Source organism: Shewanella sp. GutDb-MelDb, from assembly GCF_002836075.1.
In the GTDB taxonomy this organism is placed as follows: domain Bacteria; phylum Pseudomonadota; class Gammaproteobacteria; order Enterobacterales; family Shewanellaceae; genus Shewanella.
Genome location: NZ_PJBM01000264.1, coordinates 26272 through 50602 on the forward strand (window position 1 = coordinate 26272; position 24331 = coordinate 50602).

At 44.4% G+C, this 24331-nt stretch carries 24 protein-coding genes and 1 riboswitch; of the genes, 21 read left to right on the plus strand and 3 right to left on the minus strand.

Annotated features, from left to right (window positions below):
• Positions 1 to 15: 15 nt before the first annotated feature.
• The 4 genes from CXF82_RS21200 (at position 16) to CXF82_RS21215 (ending at position 6142) form a co-directional block, all read left to right on the plus strand.
• The gene (locus CXF82_RS21200; protein ID WP_101090109.1) at positions 16 to 2871 is read left to right on the plus strand and encodes a molybdopterin-dependent oxidoreductase; all 2856 of its coding nucleotides are present in this window, start codon (positions 16 to 18) and stop codon (positions 2869 to 2871) included.
• A gap of 29 nt (positions 2872 to 2900) precedes the next feature.
• Positions 2901 to 3470 (plus strand): formate dehydrogenase FDH3 subunit beta, encoded by a 570-nt coding sequence (fdh3B, locus tag CXF82_RS21205; protein WP_101090108.1) that lies wholly within the window; start codon positions 2901 to 2903, stop codon positions 3468 to 3470.
• A gap of 81 nt (positions 3471 to 3551) precedes the next feature.
• Complete coding sequence (locus CXF82_RS21210) at positions 3552 to 4535, plus strand: formate dehydrogenase subunit gamma (RefSeq protein ID WP_102044900.1); 984 nt, start codon at positions 3552 to 3554, stop codon at positions 4533 to 4535.
• A gap of 278 nt (positions 4536 to 4813) precedes the next feature.
• Positions 4814 to 6142 (plus strand): coproporphyrinogen III oxidase family protein, encoded by a 1329-nt coding sequence (locus CXF82_RS21215; RefSeq protein ID WP_101090106.1) that lies wholly within the window; start codon positions 4814 to 4816, stop codon positions 6140 to 6142.
• Between the two features lie 125 nt (positions 6143 to 6267).
• On the opposite strand, the gene CXF82_RS21220 is transcribed toward CXF82_RS21215, so the two are convergent.
• A complete protein-coding gene (locus CXF82_RS21220) occupies positions 6268 to 6447 on the minus strand; it encodes a hypothetical protein (protein ID WP_101090105.1) in 180 nt (59 codons plus the stop codon).
• A gap of 373 nt (positions 6448 to 6820) precedes the next feature.
• Here CXF82_RS21220 and CXF82_RS21225 point away from each other — a divergent pair, with 373 nt between their 5' ends.
• The 4 genes from CXF82_RS21225 to CXF82_RS21240 all read left to right on the plus strand — a co-directional run bounded on the left by CXF82_RS21225 (position 6821) and on the right by CXF82_RS21240 (position 10680).
• On the plus strand, positions 6821 to 7684 hold the full coding sequence (locus CXF82_RS21225; RefSeq protein WP_101090167.1) for a PfkB family carbohydrate kinase: 864 nt from the start codon (positions 6821 to 6823) through the stop codon (positions 7682 to 7684).
• Between the two features lie 238 nt (positions 7685 to 7922).
• Complete coding sequence (locus CXF82_RS21230; RefSeq protein WP_101090104.1) at positions 7923 to 9380, plus strand: sensor domain-containing diguanylate cyclase; 1458 nt, start codon at positions 7923 to 7925, stop codon at positions 9378 to 9380.
• A 217-nt stretch (positions 9381 to 9597) separates the two neighbouring features.
• Complete coding sequence (locus CXF82_RS21235) at positions 9598 to 10296, plus strand: MOSC domain-containing protein (RefSeq protein ID WP_101090103.1); 699 nt, start codon at positions 9598 to 9600, stop codon at positions 10294 to 10296.
• A gap of 57 nt (positions 10297 to 10353) precedes the next feature.
• Positions 10354 to 10680 carry a DUF4870 domain-containing protein gene (locus CXF82_RS21240; RefSeq protein ID WP_102044931.1) on the plus strand — a complete coding sequence of 109 codons (327 nt, stop codon included), beginning with the start codon at positions 10354 to 10356 and terminating at the stop codon, positions 10678 to 10680.
• Positions 10681 to 10737: 57 nt separating this feature from the next.
• Here CXF82_RS21240 and CXF82_RS21245 read toward each other — a convergent pair whose 3' ends face one another.
• Positions 10738 to 12654, minus strand: a complete 1917-nt coding sequence (locus tag CXF82_RS21245) for a methyl-accepting chemotaxis protein (RefSeq protein WP_102044901.1) — start codon at positions 12652 to 12654, stop codon at positions 10738 to 10740.
• Between the two features lie 327 nt (positions 12655 to 12981).
• Positions 12982 to 14631, minus strand: coding sequence for an electron transfer flavoprotein-ubiquinone oxidoreductase (locus CXF82_RS21250; RefSeq protein ID WP_102044902.1), 1650 nt, complete (start codon positions 14629 to 14631; stop codon positions 12982 to 12984).
• 251 nt (positions 14632 to 14882) lie between these two features.
• Positions 14883 to 15019, plus strand: a riboswitch (molybdenum cofactor riboswitch).
• Here CXF82_RS21250 and moaA point away from each other — a divergent pair.
• The 13 genes from moaA (at position 15007) to CXF82_RS21315 (ending at position 24217) form a co-directional block, all read left to right on the plus strand.
• The gene (gene moaA, locus CXF82_RS21255) at positions 15007 to 15987 is read left to right on the plus strand and encodes a GTP 3',8-cyclase MoaA (protein ID WP_101090100.1); all 981 of its coding nucleotides are present in this window, start codon (positions 15007 to 15009) and stop codon (positions 15985 to 15987) included. Its footprint overlaps the riboswitch before it by 13 nt.
• Before the next feature lie 86 nt (positions 15988 to 16073).
• Positions 16074 to 16598 carry a molybdenum cofactor biosynthesis protein B gene (moaB, locus tag CXF82_RS21260; protein ID WP_102044903.1) on the plus strand — a complete coding sequence of 175 codons (525 nt, stop codon included), beginning with the start codon at positions 16074 to 16076 and terminating at the stop codon, positions 16596 to 16598.
• A 97-nt stretch (positions 16599 to 16695) separates the two neighbouring features.
• A complete protein-coding gene (gene moaC / locus CXF82_RS21265; protein ID WP_101090098.1) occupies positions 16696 to 17172 on the plus strand; it encodes a cyclic pyranopterin monophosphate synthase MoaC in 477 nt (158 codons plus the stop codon).
• Positions 17173 to 17178: 6 nt separating this feature from the next.
• Positions 17179 to 17430 (plus strand): molybdopterin synthase sulfur carrier subunit, encoded by a 252-nt coding sequence (gene moaD / locus CXF82_RS21270; RefSeq protein WP_102044904.1) that lies wholly within the window; start codon positions 17179 to 17181, stop codon positions 17428 to 17430.
• Between the two features lies 1 nt (position 17431).
• The gene (gene moaE, locus CXF82_RS21275) at positions 17432 to 17881 is read left to right on the plus strand and encodes a molybdopterin synthase catalytic subunit MoaE (RefSeq protein WP_102044905.1); all 450 of its coding nucleotides are present in this window, start codon (positions 17432 to 17434) and stop codon (positions 17879 to 17881) included.
• A 36-nt stretch (positions 17882 to 17917) separates the two neighbouring features.
• The gene (modA, locus tag CXF82_RS21280; RefSeq protein ID WP_102044906.1) at positions 17918 to 18697 is read left to right on the plus strand and encodes a molybdate ABC transporter substrate-binding protein; all 780 of its coding nucleotides are present in this window, start codon (positions 17918 to 17920) and stop codon (positions 18695 to 18697) included.
• Positions 18697 to 19377: a molybdate ABC transporter permease subunit gene (modB, locus tag CXF82_RS21285; RefSeq protein ID WP_101090094.1), complete on the plus strand. Its 681-nt coding sequence runs from the start codon at positions 18697 to 18699 to the stop codon at positions 19375 to 19377. Before modA ends, modB begins: the two co-directional genes overlap by 1 nt.
• Positions 19358 to 20473 (plus strand): ABC transporter ATP-binding protein, encoded by a 1116-nt coding sequence (locus tag CXF82_RS21290; RefSeq protein ID WP_101090093.1) that lies wholly within the window; start codon positions 19358 to 19360, stop codon positions 20471 to 20473. Before modB ends, CXF82_RS21290 begins: the two co-directional genes overlap by 20 nt.
• Before the next feature lie 110 nt (positions 20474 to 20583).
• Complete coding sequence (locus CXF82_RS21295; RefSeq protein WP_101090092.1) at positions 20584 to 20934, plus strand: NirD/YgiW/YdeI family stress tolerance protein; 351 nt, start codon at positions 20584 to 20586, stop codon at positions 20932 to 20934.
• A gap of 43 nt (positions 20935 to 20977) precedes the next feature.
• Entirely contained in the window at positions 20978 to 21499 is a 522-nt protein-coding gene (locus CXF82_RS21300; protein WP_101090091.1) for a hypothetical protein, read from the plus strand.
• 3 nt (positions 21500 to 21502) lie between these two features.
• On the plus strand, positions 21503 to 22180 hold the full coding sequence (locus CXF82_RS21305) for a response regulator transcription factor (RefSeq protein WP_101090090.1): 678 nt from the start codon (positions 21503 to 21505) through the stop codon (positions 22178 to 22180).
• 49 nt (positions 22181 to 22229) lie between these two features.
• Complete coding sequence (locus tag CXF82_RS21310; RefSeq protein WP_180961134.1) at positions 22230 to 23486, plus strand: sensor histidine kinase; 1257 nt, start codon at positions 22230 to 22232, stop codon at positions 23484 to 23486.
• Positions 23487 to 23542: 56 nt separating this feature from the next.
• Positions 23543 to 24217 carry a TIGR01621 family pseudouridine synthase gene (locus CXF82_RS21315; RefSeq protein ID WP_101090089.1) on the plus strand — a complete coding sequence of 225 codons (675 nt, stop codon included), beginning with the start codon at positions 23543 to 23545 and terminating at the stop codon, positions 24215 to 24217.
• Positions 24218 to 24331: the final 114 nt, after the last annotated feature.

Sequence of the window (24331 nt, forward strand, 5' to 3'; positions counted from 1 at the left end):
AGGAGAATTTAAGCGATGCAATTAACTCGTAAATCCAACGCGGCACCTACTGTAGAGAAAAAAACTCTAGGTATTAGCCGTCGTCAATTTATGAAGCAAGCTGGTATCACATCTGGTGGTATTGCTGCAGCTTCGTTGTTGGGTACAGGCATGATGCGCCGAGCAGAAGCCAAAGATGTCCCACATGATGCACCCACTGAAATCAAGCGCACAGTATGTAGTGCTTGTGCTGTTGGTTGTGGTTTATACGCAGAAGTACAAAATGGCGTATGGACAGGTCAAGAGCCTGCTTTTGATCACCCATTCAACAACGGTGGACACTGTGCTAAAGGTGCTGCGCTACGTGAACATGGTCACGGTGAGAAGCGTCTTAAGTACCCAATGAAACTTGTTGATGGCAAGTGGAAGAAACTATCTTGGGAACAAGCTTTGAACGAAGTTGGTGACCAGATGCTAGATATCCGTAAGGAATCTGGTCCAGATTCACTTTACTTTATGGGTAGTGCTAAGTTCTCGAACGAAGGCTGCTACATGTATCGTAAATTTGCGGCAATGTGGGGCACGAACAACGTCGACCACTCTGCACGTATTTGTCACTCTACCACGGTAGCCGGTGTTGCTAACACTTGGGGCTACGGTGCGCAAACTAACTCTTTCAACGATATTCAGAATGCAAATGCAATCTTCTTCATCGGGGCTAACCCTGCTGAAGCGCATCCTGTTGCAATGCAGCATATCCTGATCGCGAAAGAGAAAAATAACGCAAAACTTATTGTAGTTGATCCACGTTTCTCTCGTACTGCTGCGCATGCTGATTTACATTGTGATCTGCGTCCGGGTACTGATATTCCATTCATCTACGGTATGCTTTGGCACATTTTTGAAAATGGCTGGGAAGATAAGACGTTCATTCAAGAGCGTGTTTTCGAGATGGAATCAATTCGCGCAGAAGCGAAAAAATTCCCACCAAAAGAAGTGGCGAACATCACTGGTTGTCGAGAAGAAGATGTTTACCAAGCAGCTAAACTGATGGCGGATAACCGTCCAGGTACCGTTGTTTGGTGTATGGGTGGTACTCAGCATCACGTGGGTAATGCTAACACTCGTGCTTACTGTATCCTTCAACTTGCCCTTGGTAACATGGGTGTTAAAGGCGGCGGAACAAACATCTTCCGTGGACATGATAACGTACAGGGCGCGACTGACTTAGGTCTATTGTTCGATACGCTACCAGGTTACTACGGTCTAAAGACGGGCTCTTGGAAACATTGGAGCCACGTTTGGGACCTAGATTTTGATTGGGTTAAGAGTCGTTTTGACCAAAACTCATATCTTGGTCGCATTCCAATGAATACTCCTGGTATTCCTTGTTCTCGCTGGCATGACGGTGTGTTAGAAACGCCTGAAAAACTCGCACAAAAAGATCGCATTCGTATGGCATTCTTCTGGGGACAATCAGTTAACACTGAAACTCGTCAGCGCGATGTCCGTGATGCACTTGATAAGATGGATACGGTTGTTGTTGTTGATCCATTCCCAACAATGGCAGGTGTCATGCACCGTCGTAAGAATGGTGTTTATCTTCTTCCTGCAGCCACTCAGTTTGAAACTGAAGGTTCTGTGTCTAACTCTGGCCGTAGCCAGCAGTGGCGTGAGAAGGTTATCGAGCCATTATTCGAATCTAAGACTGACCTTGAGATTATGTACCGTCTATCTCAAAAGCTCGGTTTTGCTGATGAGTACACTAAGCGTATCGCTAAAGACGCAAATGATGTTCTTGTTATTGAAGACATTACTCGCGAAATTAACCGCGGTATGTGGACGATCGGCATGTCAGGCCAAAGCCCTGAGCGTTTGAAGCTGCATACTCAAAACTGGGGCACATTTAGCAACACAACTCTTGAAGCTCTTGGCGGTCCTGCTAAAGGCGATACTTATGGTCTACCTTGGCCATGTTGGGGTACACCAGAGCAGAAGCACCCTGGTACACAGATCCTTTATAACACAAGCAGACATGTTCTTGAGGGCGGTGGTAACTTCCGTGCTCGTTTTGGTGTTGAGTATAAAGGTAAGAACTTATTGGCTGAAGGTAGCTTCTCTAAAGGCGCGGAAATTCAAGACGGTTACCCAGAATTCACCGCTGACATGCTTAAGCAGCTTGGCTGGTGGGATGACCTAACAGCAGAAGAGAAAGTAGAAGCTGAAGGTAGAAACTGGAAGACTGACGTTTCTGGTGGTATCCAACGTGTAGCAATGAAGCACGGTTGCATCCCATACGGTAACGCTAAAGCTCGCTGTATTGTTTGGACATTCCCTGACGAAATACCAATTCACCGTGAGCCGCTTTATACGCCACGTCGTGATCTTGTGTCTAAGTATCCAACATATGATGACATGCAAGTTCATCGTCTACCGACGCTGTACAAGTCAATTCAAGAGAAAGACTCAGCAGCTAAGTACCCGCTAGGTCTGACTTCTGGTCGTCTAGTAGAGTATGAAGGTGGTGGTGAAGAGTCTCGTTGTAACCCTTGGCTTGCGGAGCTTCAACAAGAGATGTTTGTTGAAATTAACCCTGCTGATGCTGCTGATCGCGCAATTCGCGACGGAGACACTGTATGGCTTGAAGGTGCTGAAGGTGGCCGAATCAAGATTAAGGCTATGGTCACTCCACGCGTTAAGGTTGGTGTTACTTGGATGCCTTACCACTTCGCGGGTCATATGCACGGTGAAAGCCTTGCAGCTAACTACCCAGAGGGCACTGTACCTTATGTTCTTGGTGAGTCTTGTAACACAGCATTGACTTATGGTTATGACCCTGTGACTCAGATGCAGGAAACCAAGGCATCGTTGTGCCAGATCGTTAAAGCGTAATTGCAGAATTAGCTAGGAGAATTGCCAGAATGGCTACAATGAAATTTTTATGTGATACCAAGCGCTGCATCGAGTGTAACGGTTGTGTCACAGCATGTAAGAATGAAAACGACTCTGCTCTTGAGTGGGGAATTCAACGTCGTCGCGTAGTGACAATCAATGATGGTGTGAAGGGCGAAGCGTCAATTTCTGTCGCTTGTATGCACTGTAGTGATGCACCTTGTATGGCTGTTTGCCCTGCAAACTGTTTCTACAAGACTGAAGATGGCATCGTACTGCACGACAAAGATACTTGTATCGGTTGTGGTTACTGCTTGTACGCTTGCCCATTTGGTGCTCCTCAGTTCCCTCAAGGCGGCGCTTTTGGTGCTCGCGGTAAGATGGACAAGTGTACTTTCTGTGCTGGTGGTCCTGAAGAGAACCATTCTGACGCAGAACGTCAGAAATATGGTTCTAACCGTATCGCTGAAGGTAAGCTACCTATGTGTGCCGAACTGTGTGCAACTAAATCGCTACTAGCGGGGGATGCTGGAGTTATTTCTTCTATCTTCCGTGAACGTGTTGCATACCGTGGTTCTAAAAACGCAATTTGGGGTTGATCAACTTAGGTTGAACATCTTCCAACATACTACTTGTTGGCCTGTTTAGTTGGGCCAGCAAGCAGTAACAGAGGACGTATTATGAACAAATGGTTTAAACACATAGGTATCGCTATTGCACTGTTATTCAGTGTGACAGCTTTTGCTCATGACAGTGCAGATCATGCTGATGATGCTAAAGTGGATAATGGCCAAATTTGGTCACAGCTTAAAGCGGGTGCAGAAGGTCGTACAACATCGTTAAGTGAATTCCATGCTCAGCCAATCAACACGTATGATTTACGTGTACTTGAGCTGCGTAGTGACCTATTAGCACCGGCGTTAATGGCCGCGCTATTTGGTATGATCATTATCTTTATCCTGTTTATCAAAGTGAATGGCATCTCCAAGCTGCACGGTGGTTTCTCAGGTAAGTTAGTGTACCGTTGGTCTAAATTTGACGTGTCAATTCACTGGTTAGGCGCTATTCCATGCCTACTGTTAATTTTGACTGGCCTAACACTATTGGCGGGACGTTTCTTCTTCCAGCCATATATAGGTGAAGGTATATGGTCAAACCTTGTCTATGCTGCAAAGCAAGTGCACGACTACATGGCGATCCCGTTCATGCTTGGTTGGGCATTAATGACAACGCTTTGGGCTAAAAATCAACTACCAAAGATGTACGACATTAAGTGGATGATGGTTGTTGGTGGTTACATCAACTTCGGTCCATTTAAAGGTAAGCATCCTGATGCTGGTTTCGCTAACGCGGGTGAGAAGTTATGGTTCTGGGCCTTCGCTTTATTTGGTCTAGTGATCTCTGCTTCAGGTATGTTGCTGCTATTCCCGAACTTGTTCGAGCCTAGCCGTACATTGAGCTTGATTGCATTGGTACTTCACTCTATCAGCGCTATCATCATTACTGCTTTCTCAATCGTCCATATCTTTATGGCTACGGTTATGTCTGAAGGTGGTATGGAATGTATGGTTTCAGGTTACTGTGATGAAACTTGGGCAAGCCAGCACCACAATCTTTGGTTCGATGAGATCAAAGAGAATGGAACGCTTAAATACAAAGAGTAAATTCTTTAGTATCTAAGGCTTGAACGGCAAACACCTCAGTTGATTTATTCACTGAGGTGTTTTTGTTTTAAACGGACAAATGACGAGTTGGTCGATTTATGCGCCTTTGCTAAAACATGACTTACTTAACAAAATGCTCTACATTTCCTTGATAGGAAACGCTAAGTTATAACCAAATCACGTTTTACTGTGATTTAAAGTGTTAATTTTGCTCTCCGCTAGTTCAATTCGGTACATCTCTCTTTATTTTTGAACAGCCATCTTTGATAGGAATTTTTATGTCTTCAATTATTTTGCCCGATAGCGCTCAACCTTATAAAGCTAATATCACCACGCCAGATTGGATGATTAGTAGCATGGAAAAGGTGATGCAGTTCTATGTCGATCGCAATTTAAGGCTCGATACGGTTTCTGCCGAGATGATGCCAAACCCAATTGAAGGTAAGAAATACATGCTTTATGCGCATGTGCCTTTCTGTCATACCTTGTGCTCATACTGTACTTTCCATCGTTTTCTGTTCAATGAAGATAAGGCTCGTAGCTACTTTATCTCTTTGCGAAAAGAGATGGATATGGTCAAAAACCTCGGTTACGACTTCGAGTCTATGTATATCGGCGGTGGTACCACCACTGTTTTAGAAGATGAACTTGCCCGAACCATCGAGCATGCGAAAAAACTGTTCCCAAGTATTAAAGAAGTGTCATGTGAGTCAGATCCACAACACTTAGACCGTCCAGGCTTTAAGCAGCTTGAGGGCTTAGTTGATCGTATGTCTATTGGGGTGCAGAGTTTTAACGATGACATTTTAACCATGACTGATCGGATCGATAAGTTTGGTACTGGTCAGCAGACATTCGATAAAATCATGGCAGCTAAAGAGCTGTTTCCGATCATTAACGTCGATCTTATTTTTGGCTTTCGTGGTCAAACAGATGAAGTGATCCAAAATGACTTAGATATGGCGGCAAAGTTAGACCCACGTCAAATCACCACTTACCCGCTGATGATCACGCATCAAACACGTAAGAGTGTTAAAGGTAAGTTGGCCGCGCCTCAAGGTGACATGGTGCGCCAATATCGTCAGATTTTAAATAGCCTGAATGGCCAATACAATCAGCTTTCAGCTTGGGCATTTGGCAAAACAGATAATGAAGGTTTTGATGAATACGTTATCGACTACGACGAGTATTTAGGCGTAGGTTCAGGCTCATTCAGTTTCTTAGATGACACGCTCTACGTGAACACCTTCTCGTTGAAGAAGTATCAACAGCGAATTGGAAGTGGCCATATGGGTGTTGAGCAGCAAAAAAACTACGGTCGTAAAGAGGTGATGCAGTATCGATTCCTGCTAGGGATGTTCTCAGGGCGTTTATCACGTAAGTACTTCCGTGAGACATTTGGCGTCAACCTAGATACCGCCTTATTTAAAGAGATGACCTCGATGAAGGCTATTGGTGCTATCAAAAATGACCCGATGGATCGTGATAATTTGATTGTTACTGATAACGGTAAAATGATGGGGTTGTTGATGATGAAAGAGTTTTACTCTGGGATGGACAATGTCCGAGCTCAACTGCGTAAACCACTAAAAGAAAGTGATATGTAATCAGTTAATATTGGCTAAGCTAATATTATAAATTGATTTAATTAGGTCCACTAAACTCCTCCACAGCAAATGCGGTAACTACTTGAGAGTATTTACCGCTTTGTTTGTTTACCCTGAAAAATTTCTTATGTCTGCAGCGAAATTAGGTGCTCTAAACGAACGATATCTTCCCTAATTTGTACGATATACGTATCGGTATATCGCATTTTATCAAACTCATAAAGACACGCTTTATAACGTTTGAGACGAGTCTCGAGCGACTCCTGGAACTCCGTGAGTTCATCCATACTAATAATTGAGTCCATTCAACTATCCTATTCCGTTGGGATGTGGCCATGATATACGCAGTCAAGCCGTGACTGTGTAAGTGTTTTAAGTATAGTCAAAATGGGTGGAATAACAGAAAAGATTTATAATTCATTATTACGAGGTTTTTCTGAAGCTTAATGCTGGCGGCAAATGCATATTTAGTTAAAAATGTCGTCAAGTCTCACGCCTGCTTGAGAGATGTCTTACATGAAACGACTATAAAACGCCCAAAATCACTCCAGAGCATTCTTGGGAATGTGAAAATTGAACCGTTTCTCAAGATAAAAGCTAATGACTTACGCATTGGGCTTGGCGCACGAATACAAATCTCTTACTATCAATGTATCGCACTCTATTTATCAGGTTGTCATGGCCAGTATTTTACTTGTCGCAAACTTAAACTGTGATCGTATCTTTAACCTCAATAAACCGCTGAAAACAGGAGGTCGATTTCATTATCAAGATGGCGGCCAGAGGCTTGGTGGCGGTGGTGCTAATACGGGGATCGGCTTAGTTTGGGCTGGACATCAAGTGACGTTAGTGACTGAAGTTGGGCGTGATGACGTCGGTGACTGGTTGTTAGCAGAAGCGAGTACTCAGGGGATTAATTGCAGCTTAGTGCAGCGTCGAGCGGGTCCTACTAACGAAATGCTATTGATGATGACGCCTGATGGTGAGCGAACCATCATTCGTCCCGAGCGACCGACATTTGAGTTACCCATTCCGCCTCAATGGGGGACGATTGACGCTTTTTATATTAATTCATCATCTGAAGGTGCTGCTAGCTGGGCGAAAACGGCGATTAAGCATTGTTGGGTGATAGCCCAATTGGCTAAAGATGAGCGAGCTCGACCTTGCCATATTTTATTAACCTCCTTAAGTGATATGCATGGGCGTTGCGGACAGCAGCCATGGGAGTTTGCCAAGTCGATAGCGGGCGAAAGTTTGCAATATTTTATTGTGACTGATGGTGAAAATGGCGCCACGCTCTACAGTGGATCCGAACCCGTTGATGTGGCGGCAGTGCCGAGTGTGGTGGTTGATACCACAGGCGCGGGAGATGCTTATGCTGCAGGCCTTATTAACGGTCTGGTTAACAAATTAACCATGGTTGAGTCGATGCAAGAGGCTTCGACCTGGTCTAGCTACGCAGTGGCCTGTGAGAGTTCAATCCCAGGGAAAGGCTTAAAAGAGTATTTAAGTGCAGGAGCTCAATCTAAATCGTCATCTTAATGTCACTATTATCAAGTAGCTTTAGCTATGGATTGACGTTTTCCTTAGTTTATTAACCTCTTTTTAAACTGCTTTTTGCCCTGTTCTCCTACAGGGCCATTTTTCTACAATAACCCCCCTCTTATCAATACTAATAATCAATGCGAGCCAAGCGATTTTCAGTTAATATTAACACTTAGTTAACAAGTTAGGCTTGTTTGAGTGGGTTCAATTTAATCGCGTGAAGTGAGCATCGTATATGGGTCATAAAGTGTGGAACGATAAAAAACGGTTTATCTGGACCCTAACGGTTTTGTTACTAGCAGCTTTTGTGGTCACCAGCGGTATCAGTTATCAAGTGGCACATGATTCATTAAGTCAGCAAATCGAAGAAAATACTTTACCGTTAACCAGTGATAATATTTATTCAGAAATACAACAGGATCTACTCAAACCTATCTTTATTTCATCGCTAATGGCGCAAGATACCTTTGTACGTGATTGGACTCTAGATCAAGAGAAATCGCCAGATAAGGTCGTACGCTATCTTAAAGAGATCCAAGAGAAGTACGGTACTGTCACTAGCTTTTTTGTTTCTGAAGCTAGCCGTAATTACTACCATTCGAGCGGTGTTTTAAAACAGATCGATGATCTTGATCCAAATGATGCTTGGTATTTCAGGGTGCGCTCGCTGCCTAAGTCAGAACATTATGAAGTGAATATCGATCAAGATACGGCTAACCGTAATCGAACCGTTATTTACGTTAATTATAAGGTGTTCGACTTTGACGGCAATTTCATTGGAGTTACTGGTGTCGGCTTGGCAGTCGAAAGTGTAAAAAAAATGGTTGAGCTCTATCAAACTCGATATAACCGCAGTGTCTATTTTACCGATAGGCAAGGCAACATCACTTTGCATAGCGAAGGTTTCTCTGGCGGCGATACTTTACAAACTACCCCAGGGCTAGAGATGCTTGCCACCCGCATTTTAACCAGTCCTAGCGCTGCTTTATCATATGAACGAGATGGTAGAACCATTTTTCTAAACAGCCGTTTAGTCGCAGATTTTAAGTGGTACTTATTGGTGGAACAAGATGAAAGCTTAGGCAAACAGAAGCTGCTTACCACCTTCTGGGCTAACTTAGGGTTGAGTATCTTTGTGACGTTGGCCATTTTGATAATAGCCAACATGACCTTGGGTAAATATCAACGAAAACTAGAGTTGATGGCGTCGACTGATAAGCTGACAGGTGCAGCCAATCGTCAAGCTTTTGAAGAGTACTTTGCTAAATCTCTGGCTCGTTCGGTGCTGGATAGCACTCCAATGTCGGTGTTGATTTTTGATATCGACTATTTCAAACGCATTAATGATCTCTATGGCCACAACATGGGCGATTTGGTGATTCAGACCGTCAGTAACATGGTTAAATCTCAACTTCGGGATGAAGACTTGCTGTGCCGCTGGGGCGGGGAAGAGTTCTTAATTCTACTGCCGAATATCGATTTGAGTCGTAGCCACGATATTGCTGAGCGAATTAGAGCTTCTATAGAAGCTCGCGTTATTCGAGTTAATGGCAATGAAATACGGGTAACAGTGAGCGCTGGCGTTGCAGAACATCGCGCTTCAGAAAAGCCTGAAGAGTTGATTAACCGTGTTGATGTTGCGCTGTACCAAGCAAAAGGACAGGGCAGAAATAAAGTGGTATTGTCCTATTAACCCGCTAGTAGAGCTTCTTATTTTGTGTGAGTTGACCTTGTCTGATGCCGAGGACGGTTATCTAGTTAATCAAGATCTAGCAGTCCTAGAATATACTGGTAACAAGACTTTATTTTGAACTCGTCTGGATAATATTCATTATTGTTGATGCAGCTAGGGTATCGCTATCACAATAACGAGTGATAGGATAAAGCATGATAATTAAGAGCATTTTTTGATGACAGCGCAAATACTCATTAAGCAAATTTCAGGTTTATATCGCGGCAATGACCAGACAAAATTTGGCGCCGTGCAAAGTGGCATTGATCAAAAACACGATTGTAAGCAGCTACTTGTTGCTGAAGGAACGGTTGAAGGCGATAGCCAAGCAGATCCCAAGCATCACGGCGGGCTCGACAGAGTATTGCACCATTTCCCTCGAGAGCATTACGGTCAATATCGCCGCTGGGATATGATCACCGGCTTTAAAGATGCTCCTGCGATGGGCGAGAATATTAGTACTGTCGGGCTGGATGAAACCCAAGTCAATATTGGCGATATTGTCCAAATAGGCGAGGTGCTGTTACAAGTGACACAGCCTAGGTCGCCATGTTTTAAACTCAATCTGCAGTTCGGTCACAATGATTTTGCGCTAGCAATGCAACAGAGCGGCCGTTGTGGCTGGTTTTATCGAGTACTGAAGAGCGGCACAATTGATGAGGCTGACACTATTACGCTTATTGAAAGGTGTTCTGATATTAGCATCGCAGAAGCGATGCATATCTATTTCTTGCCCGATTTTGATGCCGTGCAATATCAACGTTTAGCGAATTGTCCTGGACTTGCGGCATCTTGGGTTGGAAGTTTACAGCGTCGAATGGCGAATAATGCCATTGAAGATTGGCAAATGCGTTTATATGGCGTACAACAAGCATAGTTTGTTGATTATATTAATATTTCAAGGAGTGGAATTGTGACTCAAGATGAGAAAAACATGGGGGTAGTGGTACATTTGGCTAGTTTTTCAGGCTATTTGATCCCGTTTGGCAGTATTTTAGGACCATTAATCGTCTGGTTGATGAAGCGAGATGAGCTGCCGTTTGTTGATAGTTGTGGGCGTAACTGTTTGAACTTTAAGATCAGCATGGCGATCTATGCCATGATCAGTGCCGTATTGATGTTGGTTGGTGTAGGGTTCATTCTACTCGGTATTATTGCGATCGTTGATATTGCGTTTACGATTATTGCAGCGATGAAAGCCAGTGAAGGCGAAAGTTATAAATACCCTATGTCGATCAAATTTATCAAACCACGTACATAAATTTAGCTGTTTGAGTTGCCTACCGAGTGACCTCGATAGGCAATGTTATTACTCAGGTTAAACCTTAAAGTTAGCCACTAATGAATCGAGTCGATGCGCAAGCTGGCTGAGTGATTGGCTGGCTTTAGCAGCATCTTCAGCGGTATCTGCAGTGCGCTGGGTAATGTCGTTAATATCACTCACGTTACGATTAATATCTTCAACGACCGTTGATTGCTCTTCAGTGGCGGCTGCAACTTGTATATTCATGTCACTGATTGAACCAATGCGCTCACTAATGCCGGTCAGTGATTGACTCGCTTCGTCCACAGCATTAACTCCCTCAATAGATCGAGAACGGCTTTGCTCCATCGCTTCAACCGCACGACTCGCTTCGGCTTGCAGCTTATCAATCATCACCTGTACTTCATTGGTTGAAGTGGCTGTACGTGATGCTAAATTACGCACTTCGTCGGCAACCACAGCAAAACCACGACCTGCTTCACCTGCTCTGGCGGCTTCAATTGCAGCATTTAGCGCTAACAAGTTTGTTTGCTCAGACACCGCTCGAATGACATCGAGAATACTTTCGATAGATTGAGTATGAGTGGCTAGTGACTCAATGACCTCACCGACTTGTTCGACATCATTGGACAGTTGACTAATGGTTTCGCGTGCTCGAGTCACAACGACTTGACCGTTAGTTGAATCCGTATCTGCGGCTTTTGCTGTATCTGCTGCTTGCGCGGCATTACTGGCAATTTCATTAACCGTAGCGCCCATTTCATTAATCGCGGCAACGACCATAATGGTTTGGTCTTTTTGCAGCTGGCTGTCTTCTAAAGTGCGCTGTGCCTGGTGAGATACATCGATGGCAGAGCAACCGAGTTGCTTACTGGTTTCTGCCACTTCAATCATCGAGGCTTGAATTTTGCTGATAAAGCTATTAAACCCCTTGGCTAGCTGGGCTAATTCGTCTTCTCCTTCAACCGGCAGTCGTTGACGCAGATCGCCTTCACCTTCACCAATATCGCGCAGCATGTCAGCAACTCTGGCGATGGGGCGGCTAACTGAACTGGCGACTAAGCTTGATAACGCAATAAATAATGCTGCAATTACCGCGGTCCAGATAAGAATTTTATAGGCTGACTCTTCGAGCAGTGAAAAAATTTCGCTTTCAGGTACTTGCGCAATTAAGTACCAATCCATTGACGGAATATAGCTGCTAGCAATGAGCATGGCTTCGCCATCGATATCTGTTTTCAATAGGTTGAAATCAGTACGGCGCATAAGGCTTGAAGTGTCGGTACCACGATATAGATTGTTTAAATCCACCTTACCTATTTGTGCTGTGTCTGGGTGTAATTTTACTTGCCCCTTGCTGTCGACCAAATAGACAAATCCTGATTGTTCAATTTTAAATGAGCGTAATAACTGCACCATATCATCGAGAGATTTTCCTAAACCGACTAAGCCTCGACCATTGGGTTGTTGGTAGTTAATAAATAGCTTCACATCGCCATTGTCTTCAGTGAATACATTGAGCATGGACTCTTGGCCGCTGTTCTTGTAATCGAAGAACCAAGCATCTTGAGCCGGGTTTAGCTCTCGCAGAAAACCATCTTGAGTATAGTAAGCCGCGCTTTCTTTATCCGCAAAAGAGGCTTGGGCTAAATCATATTGGCGGGAGATCTCGTTTAACTGGCTCACCAGCAAAGGTTCACCGGCTGCGGGGCGATCCTCTTCTAGCCATTGGAGTAACATTTTATTGTTGGCGAGTTGCTGAGCGGCATTCATTAATGTCGAAATGTTGAGTTCGAGCTTATTGCGGATCTGCGCCAACATATTGGGCATCTCCGAGGTCAACATTCTTTGTTCTACCACTTGTTTAGCGCTTTGTTGGCTAAGCATGCCGACAAGGGCTGTGGAGAGTAATACTGTTAGGGTCACAGTAAGCAGAATTTTCTGTTTAATGGTGAGCATATTCAATTTCATAAAAATTCGATTGCCTAATACAGCCAATATTGATGGCCGAAAGTAGTGGATTGATAACAGACTCGGCACAGTGGACGCAAAACCTATTTTTAGGCTGAGCTTTGTGAAGAGGGATCTGTTTTGTAACGTGTAGGAATAAAGGCAGGTATCTGAATTTCAGTCTGAAATCTGTACTCTTATATTAGCGCGGAGGATTATGTCTATTTTTTGTTATTGGTGCAACTAAAAATGCACACCTTGTGGTGTGCATTTAGTTTTAATATCGTAATCTGCACTGATATCAATTCATTAAGAAGTTGCATTTTATGAATTGAATTTCAATGGCGTTTACATGTTGGGATAGTTAGGACCGCCACCGCCTTCAGGCGTGACCCAAGTGATATTTTGGCTTGGATCTTTGATATCGCAAGTCTTACAGTGAATACAGTTTTGGCTGTTAATCACAAACTTTTTCTCGCCTGCCTCTTCAACAACTTCATATACCCCTGCAGGGCAATATCGCTGTGCGGGTTCATCAAATTTAACCAAGTTGAAATCGATTGGGATCCGCACATCCTTTAAACGAAGATGGCACAGCTGATCTTCCTCATGGAAAGTATTCGACAAATAAACCGACGACAGCTTATCAAAGCTAAGTTTTCCGTCTGGCTTAGGGTAATCGATTTTGCTGTAGGCACTTGATTCCGCCATCTGGGCGTAATCAGGTTTTTCATCTCTAAGGGTGACCGGAAACTTACCGCCAAACCAATTTTGGTCAACAAAGTTAAATGCACCGCCAAGGTATGTCCCAAACTTATGCATTGCAGGGCCAAAATTACGTGAACAATAAAGTTCCTCTTTTAGCCAGCTCTCATCAAATCGGTCTTGGAGACAATGGAGATCTTTGCCTCCATCAACTCCGGCTAGCATCGCTTGTGCCAGTGTTTCTGCAGCTAACATTCCGCTCTTCATTGCGGTATGTGTACCTTTGATTTTGGCAAAATTTAAGGTACCTGCATCACAGCCAATGATCATTCCACCTGGGAAGGTCAGTTTTGGTAAAGAGTTCAAGCCACCTTTGGTAATAGCACGAGCACCATAAGAGACACGTTCGCCGCCAGTGAGCGTTTTAGCAATGACTGGGTGAGTCTTATAACGTTGGAATTCATCAAATGGACTTAAATGTGGATTTTTATAGTTGAGATCAACAATCAAACCAACGGCAATTTGGTTGTTTTCGAGATGATACATAAAGCCACCACCCGACGCGCCTTCAGTTAAAGGCCAACCACCAGTATGCACCACTTTGCCGAGCTCATGTTGTTCGCTGGGAACGGTCCAGATCTCTTTAAAGCCAAGGCCATAATGTTGTGGGGTTTTACCATTATCAAGTTGGTATTTTTCAATAAGCTGTTTGCCTAAATGGCCACGGCAACCTTCTCCAAATACGGTATATTTAGCGTGAAGTTCCATGCCAGGCTCATAGCTACCTTTTGGCTGACCATCTTCGCCAACACCCATGTCACCTACCTGGATCCCTTTAACGCTGCCATCAGCATTAAAAAGCAGTTCGCTTGCAGGGAAACCTGGGAATACCTCAACACCAAGCTCTTCAGCACGCTCGGCTAACCAGCGGCATAGATTGCCAACACTGATGATGTAATTGCCTTCATTGTGCATGGTCTTTGGAACCAAAGCATTCGGCATAAGGCGGGCGTCGGTTGCTGAGCTCAGCATGTGGATCTCGTCGTGAGTGACCGCAGTGTGCAGCGGTGCACCAGACTCTTTCCAGTCATTAAAAAGCTCACCCAATACTTTGGGTTCAAAAACGGCTCCAGAGAGAATGTGGGCTCCGACTTCAGAACCTTTCTCTACCACACAGACCGTGAGTTCTTGACCACTGTCTTTGGATATCTGCATTAAACGACAAGCTGCTGCTAATCCTGAGGGCCCGGCACCCACGATTACAACATCGAACTCCATTGATTCGCGTTCCATCAGTTCATCTTCCTTTATTTCCCCCGATGATTACAGTGGCAAAAAGCTCACGCACTATAAACGGGTGTTTTAATCTTTAACTTCACTTTACCTCAAAATAGGGCTACGGCACAGAGTTTAAACTGTTCTAGTGCAGCTATTTTAAGCACTTTTTTGGGTGATGGTGGTCACACATATTCCACAGGTGCTGCTTTTTAATGCTAATAGTGACGATGAAGCTATGGTTTGTCGCCAAAAAACGCCTATAATCAAGTTTGACGGTTCTCCGAGCTTCTAATCCTACGTCGAGACAGATACGGGTTTTTAGCCGTGGCAATAACGCCACCGGGGTGAGAAAAGAAATGATCTCACCTCCCCTTACTTGGAAAGGTGATCATGTCCCAACTACAAGACAATTTTGGTCGACGGTTTCATTATCTGCGTATGTCAGTGACTGACGTATGTAACTTTAAATGCACTTATTGCCTCCCTGATGGTTATCGTCCCGACGGTAAACCCAAGTTTCTCGATCTCAATGAGATAGAACATTTAGTTTCTGCCTTCTCTGAAGTCGGCACGCAAAAAGTTCGGATCACCGGTGGTGAGCCCTCCTTGCGTAAAGATTTCACCGATATTATTCGGATTGTTAAAGATAACGAAAAAATCAAAACTATCGCCACCACAACCAATGGTTATCGCTTAGCTAAGCATGCCCAAGAATGGTATGACGCTGGGCTCAGACGCATTAATATCTCTGTCGACAGTCTCGACCCGAAAATGTTTTATCAAATTACCGGTGAGAATAAGTTTGATGAAGTGATGCGCGGTGTCGATGCAGCGCTAGAAGCGGGCTTTGAGCGAGTAAAAATCAACGCTGTATTGCTTAAGGGTCTCAATGATAAGGACTTGCCACGCTTTCTGCATTGGATTAAAAGTACGCCCATTGATTTGCGCTTTATTGAGCTAATGGAAACAGGTTTAGGCCACGACTACTTTAAAGCGCATCATTTAGCCGGCGCCGATATCAAAACTCAGCTGCAACAAGAGGGCTGGCAGTTTGATACTCCCTCGGCGGATGATGGTCCAGCACAAAACTTTAGCCATCAAGACTACCAAGGTCGTATCGGGCTTATCATGCCTTATGCTAAAAACTTTTGTGCCAGCTGTAATCGCTTACGTGTTTCAGCCAAAGGTAAGTTACACCTGTGTTTGTTCACTGAAAATGGGGTCGACTTACGTGATTTGCTGCAAACACAAGATCAACAAGCTGAGCTTATTGAGCGTTTACATGGACAGCTCGCACAGAAAAAAGAGACACATTTTCTGCACGACGGCATCACCGGCGTGACGCAGCATCTCGCTTCTATTGGTGGCTAAATTTAGATCTGACGCAAATCTATTGCGTCAGATCCCCGCTATAATCGCCGCATTGACTGCTATTTAGTTAAATTAAAGAGACCGTTATGGGACATTGTACTCAGAGCCAATTTTTGCCACTCAATATTGCTGTATTAACCTTGTCAGACAGCCGTAATATCGACAACGACACCTCTGGTCAGTTTTTAGAAAGTGCACTGCTTGAAGCTGGGCATCACTTGGCCGACCGCCAGATAATTAAAGATGACAAATATCAGATCCGTGCCGTGGTCTCGCAGTGGATAGCCTCAGATAACGTCCAAGTGATTATCACGACAGGCGGCACCGGTTTTACTGACAGAGACAATACACCTGATGCCGTAAAGCCACTCTTTGATCGCGATATCGAAGGCTTTGGCGAGCTATTTCGTCATATCACTTATACCGAGCTCGGCACTTCAACCGTGCAGTCTCGCGCACTCGGTGGCATTGCCAATAAAACCGTTATATTTTGTCTTCCAGGCTCAACCGGAGCATGTAAAACCGGTTGGAATAAAGTGCTGAAAGAGCAGCTGGACGCTACGCATCGCCCTTGCAATTTTGTGATGCACGTTAAGAAAATAACAGACTAACTTATAGGTAACACCCTGTACTAACACAATATATTGCGTTAGCAGGCTATCTATACGGTGTTTTGATAAATATGTTGATTAAGAAGGTTTAACCCTAATGACAAATGCTTTTACTCATATCAATGCAGACGGTAACGCACACATGGTTGATGTTACAGATAAATTAGTAACTGAACGTGAAGCTAGAGCAGAAGCTTATATCGAGATGGCGAGCGAAACGCTCGACATGATCATGAAAGGCAGCCATCACAAAGGTGATGTATTTGCCACGGCGCGTATTGCTGGTATTCAAGCGGCAAAGAAAACATCTGATTTGATCCCACTGTGTCATCCTCTGATGCTGACTAAAGTTGAGGTTGAGCTTGAAGCGCAACCTGAGCATAACCGTGTTTGGATCCGTAGCTTGTGTAAGCTTTCGGGTAAAACCGGTGTTGAAATGGAAGCGTTAACCGCGGCATCAACTGCAGCACTGACGATTTACGATATGTGTAAAGCGGTACAGAAAGATATGGTGATTTCTCAAGTACGTTTACTTGAGAAGCGTGGCGGTAAATCTGGTCACTTTAAGGTATAGAAAGAGATGATAAACGTACTGTTTTTTGCGCAAGTAAGAGAGCTACTTGGCACCGCAAGCATCAAAGTTGAAGCGGCCGAAAATACCCAAACAGCTGAAGGCTTGCGAGCAACATTAGCCGCCACAGATGATAAATGGGCCAGGATTATGGCGTCAGACAAGCTATTGGTGGCGGTTAATCAAACCATTAGCCAGTGGGATAGCGCTATTGAAGATGGCGATGAAGTAGCCTTTTTCCCACCCGTGACTGGAGGCTAATATGATCCGCGTACAAACTGCAGATTTTAGTGTTCCAGAAGAGTATCAGTTAATTAGCCAAGAAAATGGTGATGGCGCTGTGGTCACTTTTGTGGGTAAAGTACGTGACTTCAATGATGGCAGTGCCGTTACTGATCTCACACTTGAGCATTACCCCGGCATGACCGAAGCGGTATTGAATCAAATAGAAGCTGAGGCGCGTGAGCGTTGGCCACTTAACCACGTTACGATTATTCATCGTGTTGGTCGCATGGCTTTAGGTGAGCAGATTGTCTTTATTGGTGTTACCAGTGCACATCGAAAAGCAGCCTTTGCCGCGTGTGAGTTTTTAATCGATTTTTTAAAGACCAAAGCCCCATTTTGGAAACTTGAAGCGGGTGAAGAAGGCGCAAGCTGGGTTGAAGCGCGTGATTCCGATGAGCAAGCGGCGAATGTGTGGAATAAAAAGTAATCGTATTTTAAATTAGGTGTATTAGGGAGTTACTTGATGAAGCTTAGCGTGGTCTTGCTGTCGGTTCTAATGCCATTGTTGCTACTAAGCAAAACGGCGGTTGCGACTGAGGATGTGCCGGCAATAGCGGCAGCATCGAGTATCAAGTTTGCCTTAGATGATGTGGCGAAGCAGTTTAATCAAGATACGGGTGGAAAAGTACGGATCACCTATGGTTCGTCGGGTAATTTTGTTGCCCAGATAAAGCATGGAGCACCGTTTGAAATTTTTCTTTCGGCTGACGAGCGCTACACCAATCAACTTGCGAGTGCCGGCCAAACTCAAGGCAAAGGGATCGTTTATGCGGTAGGCAAGCTTGCGCTTGCAGCCCCTAAAACCTCACCGTTGGTCTTAGATGAAAATCTCGATGGACTTAAGCAGCTCATCGACACTCAAGCACTTAAGCGTTTTGCTATTGCCAATCCCGACCATGCACCTTATGGCGAACGAGCCAAAGAAGCGTTGCAAAACTTAGGTTTATGGCAAAAGATTCAACCACAACTTATTTTTGGTGAGAACGTATCGCAAGCGGCACAGTTTGCGTTAAGTGGCTCAACTCAAGGTGGCTTAATCGCATTATCGCTGGCGTCAGCAGAGCGCTTTAAGAGCCGAGCAAATTATGTGGTTATCCCTCAATCTTTATATAGCCCACTGAAACAACGCATGGTATTGACCCTAAAAGCGGGCCAAACAGCGAACGAATTCTATCACTATATTCAAACCGACAAAGCGCAGCATATCTTTGCTGAGTATGGTTTTGGCAAAGCGGTTAACTAATGGATTGGGAAGCACTTTGGCTATCAATTAAACTCAGTACTGTCACCGTCGTAATATTGGTGCCAATGGCTATTTTAGCCGGACGTTTCTTGGCTTATCGTCAATTTCGCGGTAAGTCTTGGGTCGAGGCTTTGGTTATGGTGCCGTTAGTGTTACCACCGACAGTGATTGGTTATTATCTATTGGTCGGTTTGGGCAGTGAGTCCTGGCTAGGACAGATGCTAGAGCAGCTGCTCGGGCATCAATTAGTGTTTCATTTTTCAGGGCTGGTAGTCGCTTCTATTTTTATCAATATCCCGTTTGCTATTCAGCCTATTCAACGTGCTTTTGAAGCCGTACCCGAAGATGTGCGTGATGCCGCTGCTTGCTGTGGTATGAGCCGCACTAAAGCGCTCTTTAAAATTGAGTTACCTATGGTGTGGCCAGGCGTATTAACGGCAATGGTGCTGTGTTTTTCCCATGTATTAGGGGAATTCGGTGTCGTGTTAATGATGGGCGGTAATATTGCGGGTGAAACTAAAACCATTGCCATCTCTATTTATGACAGCGTACAGGCGTTTGATTTTGCCAGTGCGGGGAATATGTCATTGGTGCTATTACTATTTGCGATTACGGTATTGGCACTGACCACCAGTTTGTCACGACGAGTCGGAGGTAAGCATGTCTCAAGTCGTCGCTGATCTATTTTGTCGAATTAAACAAACCGAACATATCACTATTGATGCGGAATTTACCTGTAAAGCGGGTGAAGTGCTGGCGGTGGTTGGACCGTCGGGTGGCGGTAAGTCAACGCTGTTGCGGATGATAGCTGGCTTAAATAAACCGCAGTCTGGCGAGATCCGTTATGGACAAACCAGCTGGTATTGCGATAAAAAGTCGATACAGCTGAGTCCACAACAACGGCATTTAGGCTATGTGCCGCAGCACTTTGGTTTGTTTCCCAATTTAACCGCGTTAGAAAATGTGATCGCGGCATTAGACCATATTCCCAAATCTGAACGTGCGACGCGGGCTAAAGATTGGTTAGAGCGGGTTAATCTACATGGGTTACCCGACAGACTGCCAGCGCACCTTTCTGGCGGTCAGCGACAACGGGTGGCATTGGCGCGTGCATTAGCACGTGAGCCCTCAGTCTTGCTGCTTGATGAACCCTTTTCTGCTGTGGATAGAGAAACTCGTGAGCGCTTGTATTTAGAGCTTGCTCGCTTGAAAGAGCAGTTAGCGATCCCAGTGATTATGGTCACTCATGATCTTAATGAGGCATTGCTATTGGCTGATAACATGATTTTGATCAGCCAAGGAAAAATGTTACAGCAAGGCCATCCACGAGAAGTGCTGACTCGGCCGCGCGACGAAGCCGTAGCAAAGCAGATGGGATTGCGTAATATCTTTGACGCCTATGTTATTGCACAGGAGGAAGAGCGGCAGATCACTTGGCTTAAGTTTGGTGATCATCTTATCGCCAGCACTTACTTTGAGAGCCTAAATGTTGGCGCAAAAGTGCGCTGGGTGATCCCCAATCAAGGCGTTAGATTTAATTCGATTAAAAAAGGCCGTTTGTGCCGTAGCTTTAATAAGCTCGATATTACCATTGATTCGATGCTAGTGATGGGCGAAACGGTACGAATTCTGGCGAGTGTTGTGGGCGTAAAGCATAAAATTAACGCCGAAGTACCATTACACTTAGCCCAAAAGCTGGAACTTGTAGAGGGCGGCGAAACGACGGTGGCGCTAAAATCTGAATTGATCCATATTTTGGAACCTAATACCGAATAAACGGTTTAGCAATAAACTCCAACGTATGATCAAAGTTTAATCTTTACGTCACCTTGGTGTTATGTGTTTTGTCATAGTATGACTCCTAATCTAAACGAGGTGTTTATCCGATGACAAAATTGTTAACCGGTTCAATTATTCTTTCTGCTGTATTAACCTTGCCTGCAGTGGCTGCTTATAATGGTCCTGGAGTGGCAAGTCATGCTACAACGGCTGCTGATGCAGCTAAAGCAAAAGACGATACACCCATTGAGTTGACGGGTTATCTAGTCAAAAGTTTAGGTGATGAAAAATACCTGTTTCGCGATCAAAGCGGCGAGGTAGAGGTCGAGATAGACAATGCATTGTGGCGTGAAATAGAAGTCACTAGCGACACCAAGGTCACATTGATTGGTGAAGTTGATGATGAATGGAATGGCATTGAAATAGAGATCGACAGTATGCGTCTGGTTTCTCAATAATTGTTTATTAGTATGATTTAGCGTTTTATTTTTTGGAGGAGCCATGGCTCGTTGGCTGGTGGGATTGTTATTAGTATCAGGTAGTGCATTGGCAGGCCAAGGTCTGTATCCGCTCATGTCGACGGGAGATTACCCATCGCCGATAGAAATGATACAAAAGCTAGAGCTACTGCACCCTGGGGTGATCTCTGAATTTGAAGCAGAGCTCGATAATGGAGAACTCATTTACGAGTTTAAGATGATCGATCCGCAAGCAAAAACAATTACTGAATATGAATACCGTGCAATTGATGGCAGCCTTAAAGTGCGTGATATTGGGCGTTTAAAAAATGATGATAAGGACGAACTTGCTGGCATAATGATGCTGCAGCAAAGTGGGTTAACATTTTCTGAAATGTTAACCCTTGTTTGTAAAGACAGCACGGGGCATTTGGTCAAGGCAGAGGTCGATAATGACCTTGGAATAAGCTATATAGAGTTAGAAATGTTAGATGCCGAAGGTAAACGAAAGTTAGCCTTCGATATGGAAAATAAGCAATTACTACCACTGCTCAAATGGGATTAAAGCATGAAAATACTCATGGTTGAAGACGATGCGACTACCATCGAATACGTTGTAAAAGGATTTATTGAGCAGGGGCACAATATTGAAACGGCCACCGACGGTCACCAAGGATTACTGCTAGCGACCAGCATGAAGTATGACTTGATCATTTTAGACCGCATGCTACCCCAACTTGACGGGCTTAAGCTATTAGCAGCATTGCGTGCGACGGGCAGCCAAACACCAGTACTTATTTTATCGGCATTGAGTCATGTGGATGAACGCGTTAAAGGTTTACGCGCTGGTGGCGATGATTATATGACTAAGCCATTTGCGTTTTCTGAGCTATTGGTGCGTGCCGAAAAGTTGATGCAACGCGGTGAGTCACAACCCATGGTGACCAGCTTAAATGTTGGCCCATTGGCGATTGAGCTGCTGACCCGAAAAGTCACATTGGACGGGCAAGAGATCTTGCTACAGCCTAAAGAGTTTCAGTTACTAAAATACCTTATGGAACATGAGAATCAAGTCATAAGTCGTACACTGTTATTTGAAGCAGTATGGGATTATCACTTTGATCCACGTACCAATGTTATCGATGTACATATTGCTAAGCTTAGACGTAAGTTTGAAGAGTTAGGCCATGGTGAGTTGATTGAAACCGTCCGAGGGGCTGGTTATCGCCTACGCCAAGGGCATTAAGCCATACCAAAGTAGTGCGTGGCGCATTACGATTATTTTCTCTGCATTGGTGACGGTGATTATTGGCACCTTGCTATTGGGGATGTATCGTCAGTTGATTAATGAACAAGAGTTTCAACTCGATCAACACCTCAATGCCGAGAAAACCCGCTATCAACAGATGGCACTCACGCTTGATAGGCACAGTTTTGCTACGCAAGTCCGCAGTGCCGACCCTAAAGTCGCCTTAATCGTATGGCGCAACTCCTTCGATCTTATTGGCTCATTAAGCATGATCCCTAAAGACATGCCTATGCTGCCCGAAAAACGTGAGTTTCCCGTTTTTAAGGGCGGAGCCGATAAATTGCACATTCTTACTGGTGGCATGGTGATGACACGTTATGGCCCGGTATTGGTTGCGACTCGAGTGGATCAGTTAGGGACGTTAATCGACAAATTCACCAATGCGGCGATTACCGCGTTAATGTTAACAGTTGTATTAACGTTAGCGCTTGGCTATCTGTTTTCCAAGGCTATTTTGCGGAGATTAGTGCAATATAATCGACTGAGTGAACAGGTGGAACAAGGGCAATATTCGACGCGATTACCTGTTAGTTGGCGGCAAGATGAGTTTGATATGCTGGCACAACAATTTAACCGAGTGTTAGATACTTTAGAAAAAAATCTCGCGGCGGTGCGCGGCGTGACGGACAATATTGCACATGATCTGCGTACACCGCTATCTCATTTGCGTATCGGCTTAGAGCAGTTGCCAGAAAAGCCTGAAGAGGAATTAGCTGAGGGTTGCGCTATCATCACTGAAGAACTTGATCACTGTTTGGCGACATTCGACGCCATGCTGTCGCTCACTCGAATAGAAGAGGGCCAGCAAACATTAGAACTACAGTCACTGAGTTTGCAACATATCTGCCGAGATCTATTTGAGATGGCAGAGGTGATGGCCGAATATAATGGCCAGTCGCTTAAATTAATGGCCGGTGAAGAGTTTAGCGTTAGCGGTGATAAGTATTTACTTTTCCAGGCATTATTTAATTTGGTCGACAACGCGATTAAATACTCAGGTGAAGGTGCAACGATCATTATTTCGCAAAACCGCAATGTTATTTCAATTCAAGATAATGGCCCAGGGATCCCCGCAGGCTCACGCGATAAAGTCTTCGAGCGCTTAGTCCGCTTAGATCCAAGCAGACATCATAAAGGTACCGGTTTAGGTTTATCTATGGTTAAGGCGATTCTGTCGCGCCATAATGCTAAAATCGCCTTAATGGATAACCAACCGGGGCTTAAAGTGCAAATTACTTTTTGATACCCATACCTGTTGGTTGTTAAAACATTTTGTCTGTTTGGTAGGGTTTTCTCTTTATGTATCAAGTTATTGCTGACGAAGCCGATTTTATTATTATCAATAAATCGGCCAACGTCCATTTCCACAGTCAAGATGGTTCCGCTGGGGTTGTTGCTCAAGCTGAGCTAGATCTGGGTATAAAACTGTATTCGGTACATCGATTAGACACATTGACGTCTGGCTTGCTCATTTTAGCCAAGTCATCAGCTGCAGCAGCTGAATTTACCCGTCAATTCAGTGAACACAAAATTCAAAAGTACTATTTGGCACTGGCACAAGGCAAGCCCAAAAAGAAACAAGGTTGGGTCATTGGCGATATGGCCAAGTCACGCCGCAGCATGCACAAATTACTGCGCACCACGGTTAACCCTGCAATCACTCAATTCTTTTCACAATCGGTAGCTGACGGTTTACGCCTTTATTTACTTAAACCGTTAAGCGGTAAAACTCACCAGCTTAGAGTGGCATTAGCCAGTATTGGAGTGCCAATTTTAGGTGACGAACTCTATGGTGGTGCGGCATCAGATAGAGGCTATCTGCATGCCTACAGTTTGTACTTTAACTATAAAAATAAAGCCTACCAGTTCAGTATGCCTCCTCAATCCGGTGTTGCTTTTAATAGTGAAGCATTTTCTAAGCAGTTAGCACTGTGGTCGCAGCCCGAAAGTTTGAACTGGCCTAAAGCGAAGTAAATTTACTTGTCTTTCAACGCTAAGTTTGAAATATGCAGGACTTAAGGAATATCTAAGCTTACACATTCACAATCTAGTGGATTACGAGTAGGATAGTGCCCTGAAAAGTTAAGC

What these genes read in the sequence shown, in the direction of transcription:
- fdh3B (WP_101090108.1), top strand. Translation starts at nt 2,901, where the DNA reads ATGGCTACAATGAAATTTTTATGTGATACCAAGCGCTGCATCGAGTGT.
- modA (WP_102044906.1), top strand. Translation starts at nt 17,918, where the DNA reads ATGAAGCTTAGCGTGGTCTTGCTGTCGGTTCTAATGCCATTGTTGCTA.
- CXF82_RS21290 (WP_101090093.1), top strand. Translation starts at nt 19,358, where the DNA reads ATGTCTCAAGTCGTCGCTGATCTATTTTGTCGAATTAAACAAACCGAA.
- CXF82_RS21235 (WP_101090103.1), top strand. Translation starts at nt 9,598, where the DNA reads ATGACAGCGCAAATACTCATTAAGCAAATTTCAGGTTTATATCGCGGC.
- CXF82_RS21250 (WP_102044902.1), bottom strand. Translation starts at nt 14,631, where the DNA reads ATGGAACGCGAATCAATGGAGTTCGATGTTGTAATCGTGGGTGCCGGG.
- CXF82_RS21225 (WP_101090167.1), top strand. Translation starts at nt 6,821, where the DNA reads ATGGCCAGTATTTTACTTGTCGCAAACTTAAACTGTGATCGTATCTTT.
- moaC (WP_101090098.1), top strand. Translation starts at nt 16,696, where the DNA reads ATGACAAATGCTTTTACTCATATCAATGCAGACGGTAACGCACACATG.
- CXF82_RS21315 (WP_101090089.1), top strand. Translation starts at nt 23,543, where the DNA reads ATGTATCAAGTTATTGCTGACGAAGCCGATTTTATTATTATCAATAAA.
- CXF82_RS21295 (WP_101090092.1), top strand. Translation starts at nt 20,584, where the DNA reads ATGACAAAATTGTTAACCGGTTCAATTATTCTTTCTGCTGTATTAACC.
- CXF82_RS21210 (WP_102044900.1), top strand. Translation starts at nt 3,552, where the DNA reads ATGAACAAATGGTTTAAACACATAGGTATCGCTATTGCACTGTTATTC.
- moaE (WP_102044905.1), top strand. Translation starts at nt 17,432, where the DNA reads ATGATCCGCGTACAAACTGCAGATTTTAGTGTTCCAGAAGAGTATCAG.
- modB (WP_101090094.1), top strand. Translation starts at nt 18,697, where the DNA reads ATGGATTGGGAAGCACTTTGGCTATCAATTAAACTCAGTACTGTCACC.
- CXF82_RS21240 (WP_102044931.1), top strand. Translation starts at nt 10,354, where the DNA reads ATGGGGGTAGTGGTACATTTGGCTAGTTTTTCAGGCTATTTGATCCCG.
- CXF82_RS21305 (WP_101090090.1), top strand. Translation starts at nt 21,503, where the DNA reads ATGAAAATACTCATGGTTGAAGACGATGCGACTACCATCGAATACGTT.
- CXF82_RS21245 (WP_102044901.1), bottom strand. Translation starts at nt 12,654, where the DNA reads ATGAAATTGAATATGCTCACCATTAAACAGAAAATTCTGCTTACTGTG.
- CXF82_RS21200 (WP_101090109.1), top strand. Translation starts at nt 16, where the DNA reads ATGCAATTAACTCGTAAATCCAACGCGGCACCTACTGTAGAGAAAAAA.
- moaA (WP_101090100.1), top strand. Translation starts at nt 15,007, where the DNA reads ATGTCCCAACTACAAGACAATTTTGGTCGACGGTTTCATTATCTGCGT.
- CXF82_RS21300 (WP_101090091.1), top strand. Translation starts at nt 20,978, where the DNA reads ATGGCTCGTTGGCTGGTGGGATTGTTATTAGTATCAGGTAGTGCATTG.
- CXF82_RS21215 (WP_101090106.1), top strand. Translation starts at nt 4,814, where the DNA reads ATGTCTTCAATTATTTTGCCCGATAGCGCTCAACCTTATAAAGCTAAT.
- CXF82_RS21230 (WP_101090104.1), top strand. Translation starts at nt 7,923, where the DNA reads ATGGGTCATAAAGTGTGGAACGATAAAAAACGGTTTATCTGGACCCTA.
- moaB (WP_102044903.1), top strand. Translation starts at nt 16,074, where the DNA reads ATGGGACATTGTACTCAGAGCCAATTTTTGCCACTCAATATTGCTGTA.
- moaD (WP_102044904.1), top strand. Translation starts at nt 17,179, where the DNA reads ATGATAAACGTACTGTTTTTTGCGCAAGTAAGAGAGCTACTTGGCACC.
- CXF82_RS21220 (WP_101090105.1), bottom strand. Translation starts at nt 6,447, where the DNA reads ATGGACTCAATTATTAGTATGGATGAACTCACGGAGTTCCAGGAGTCG.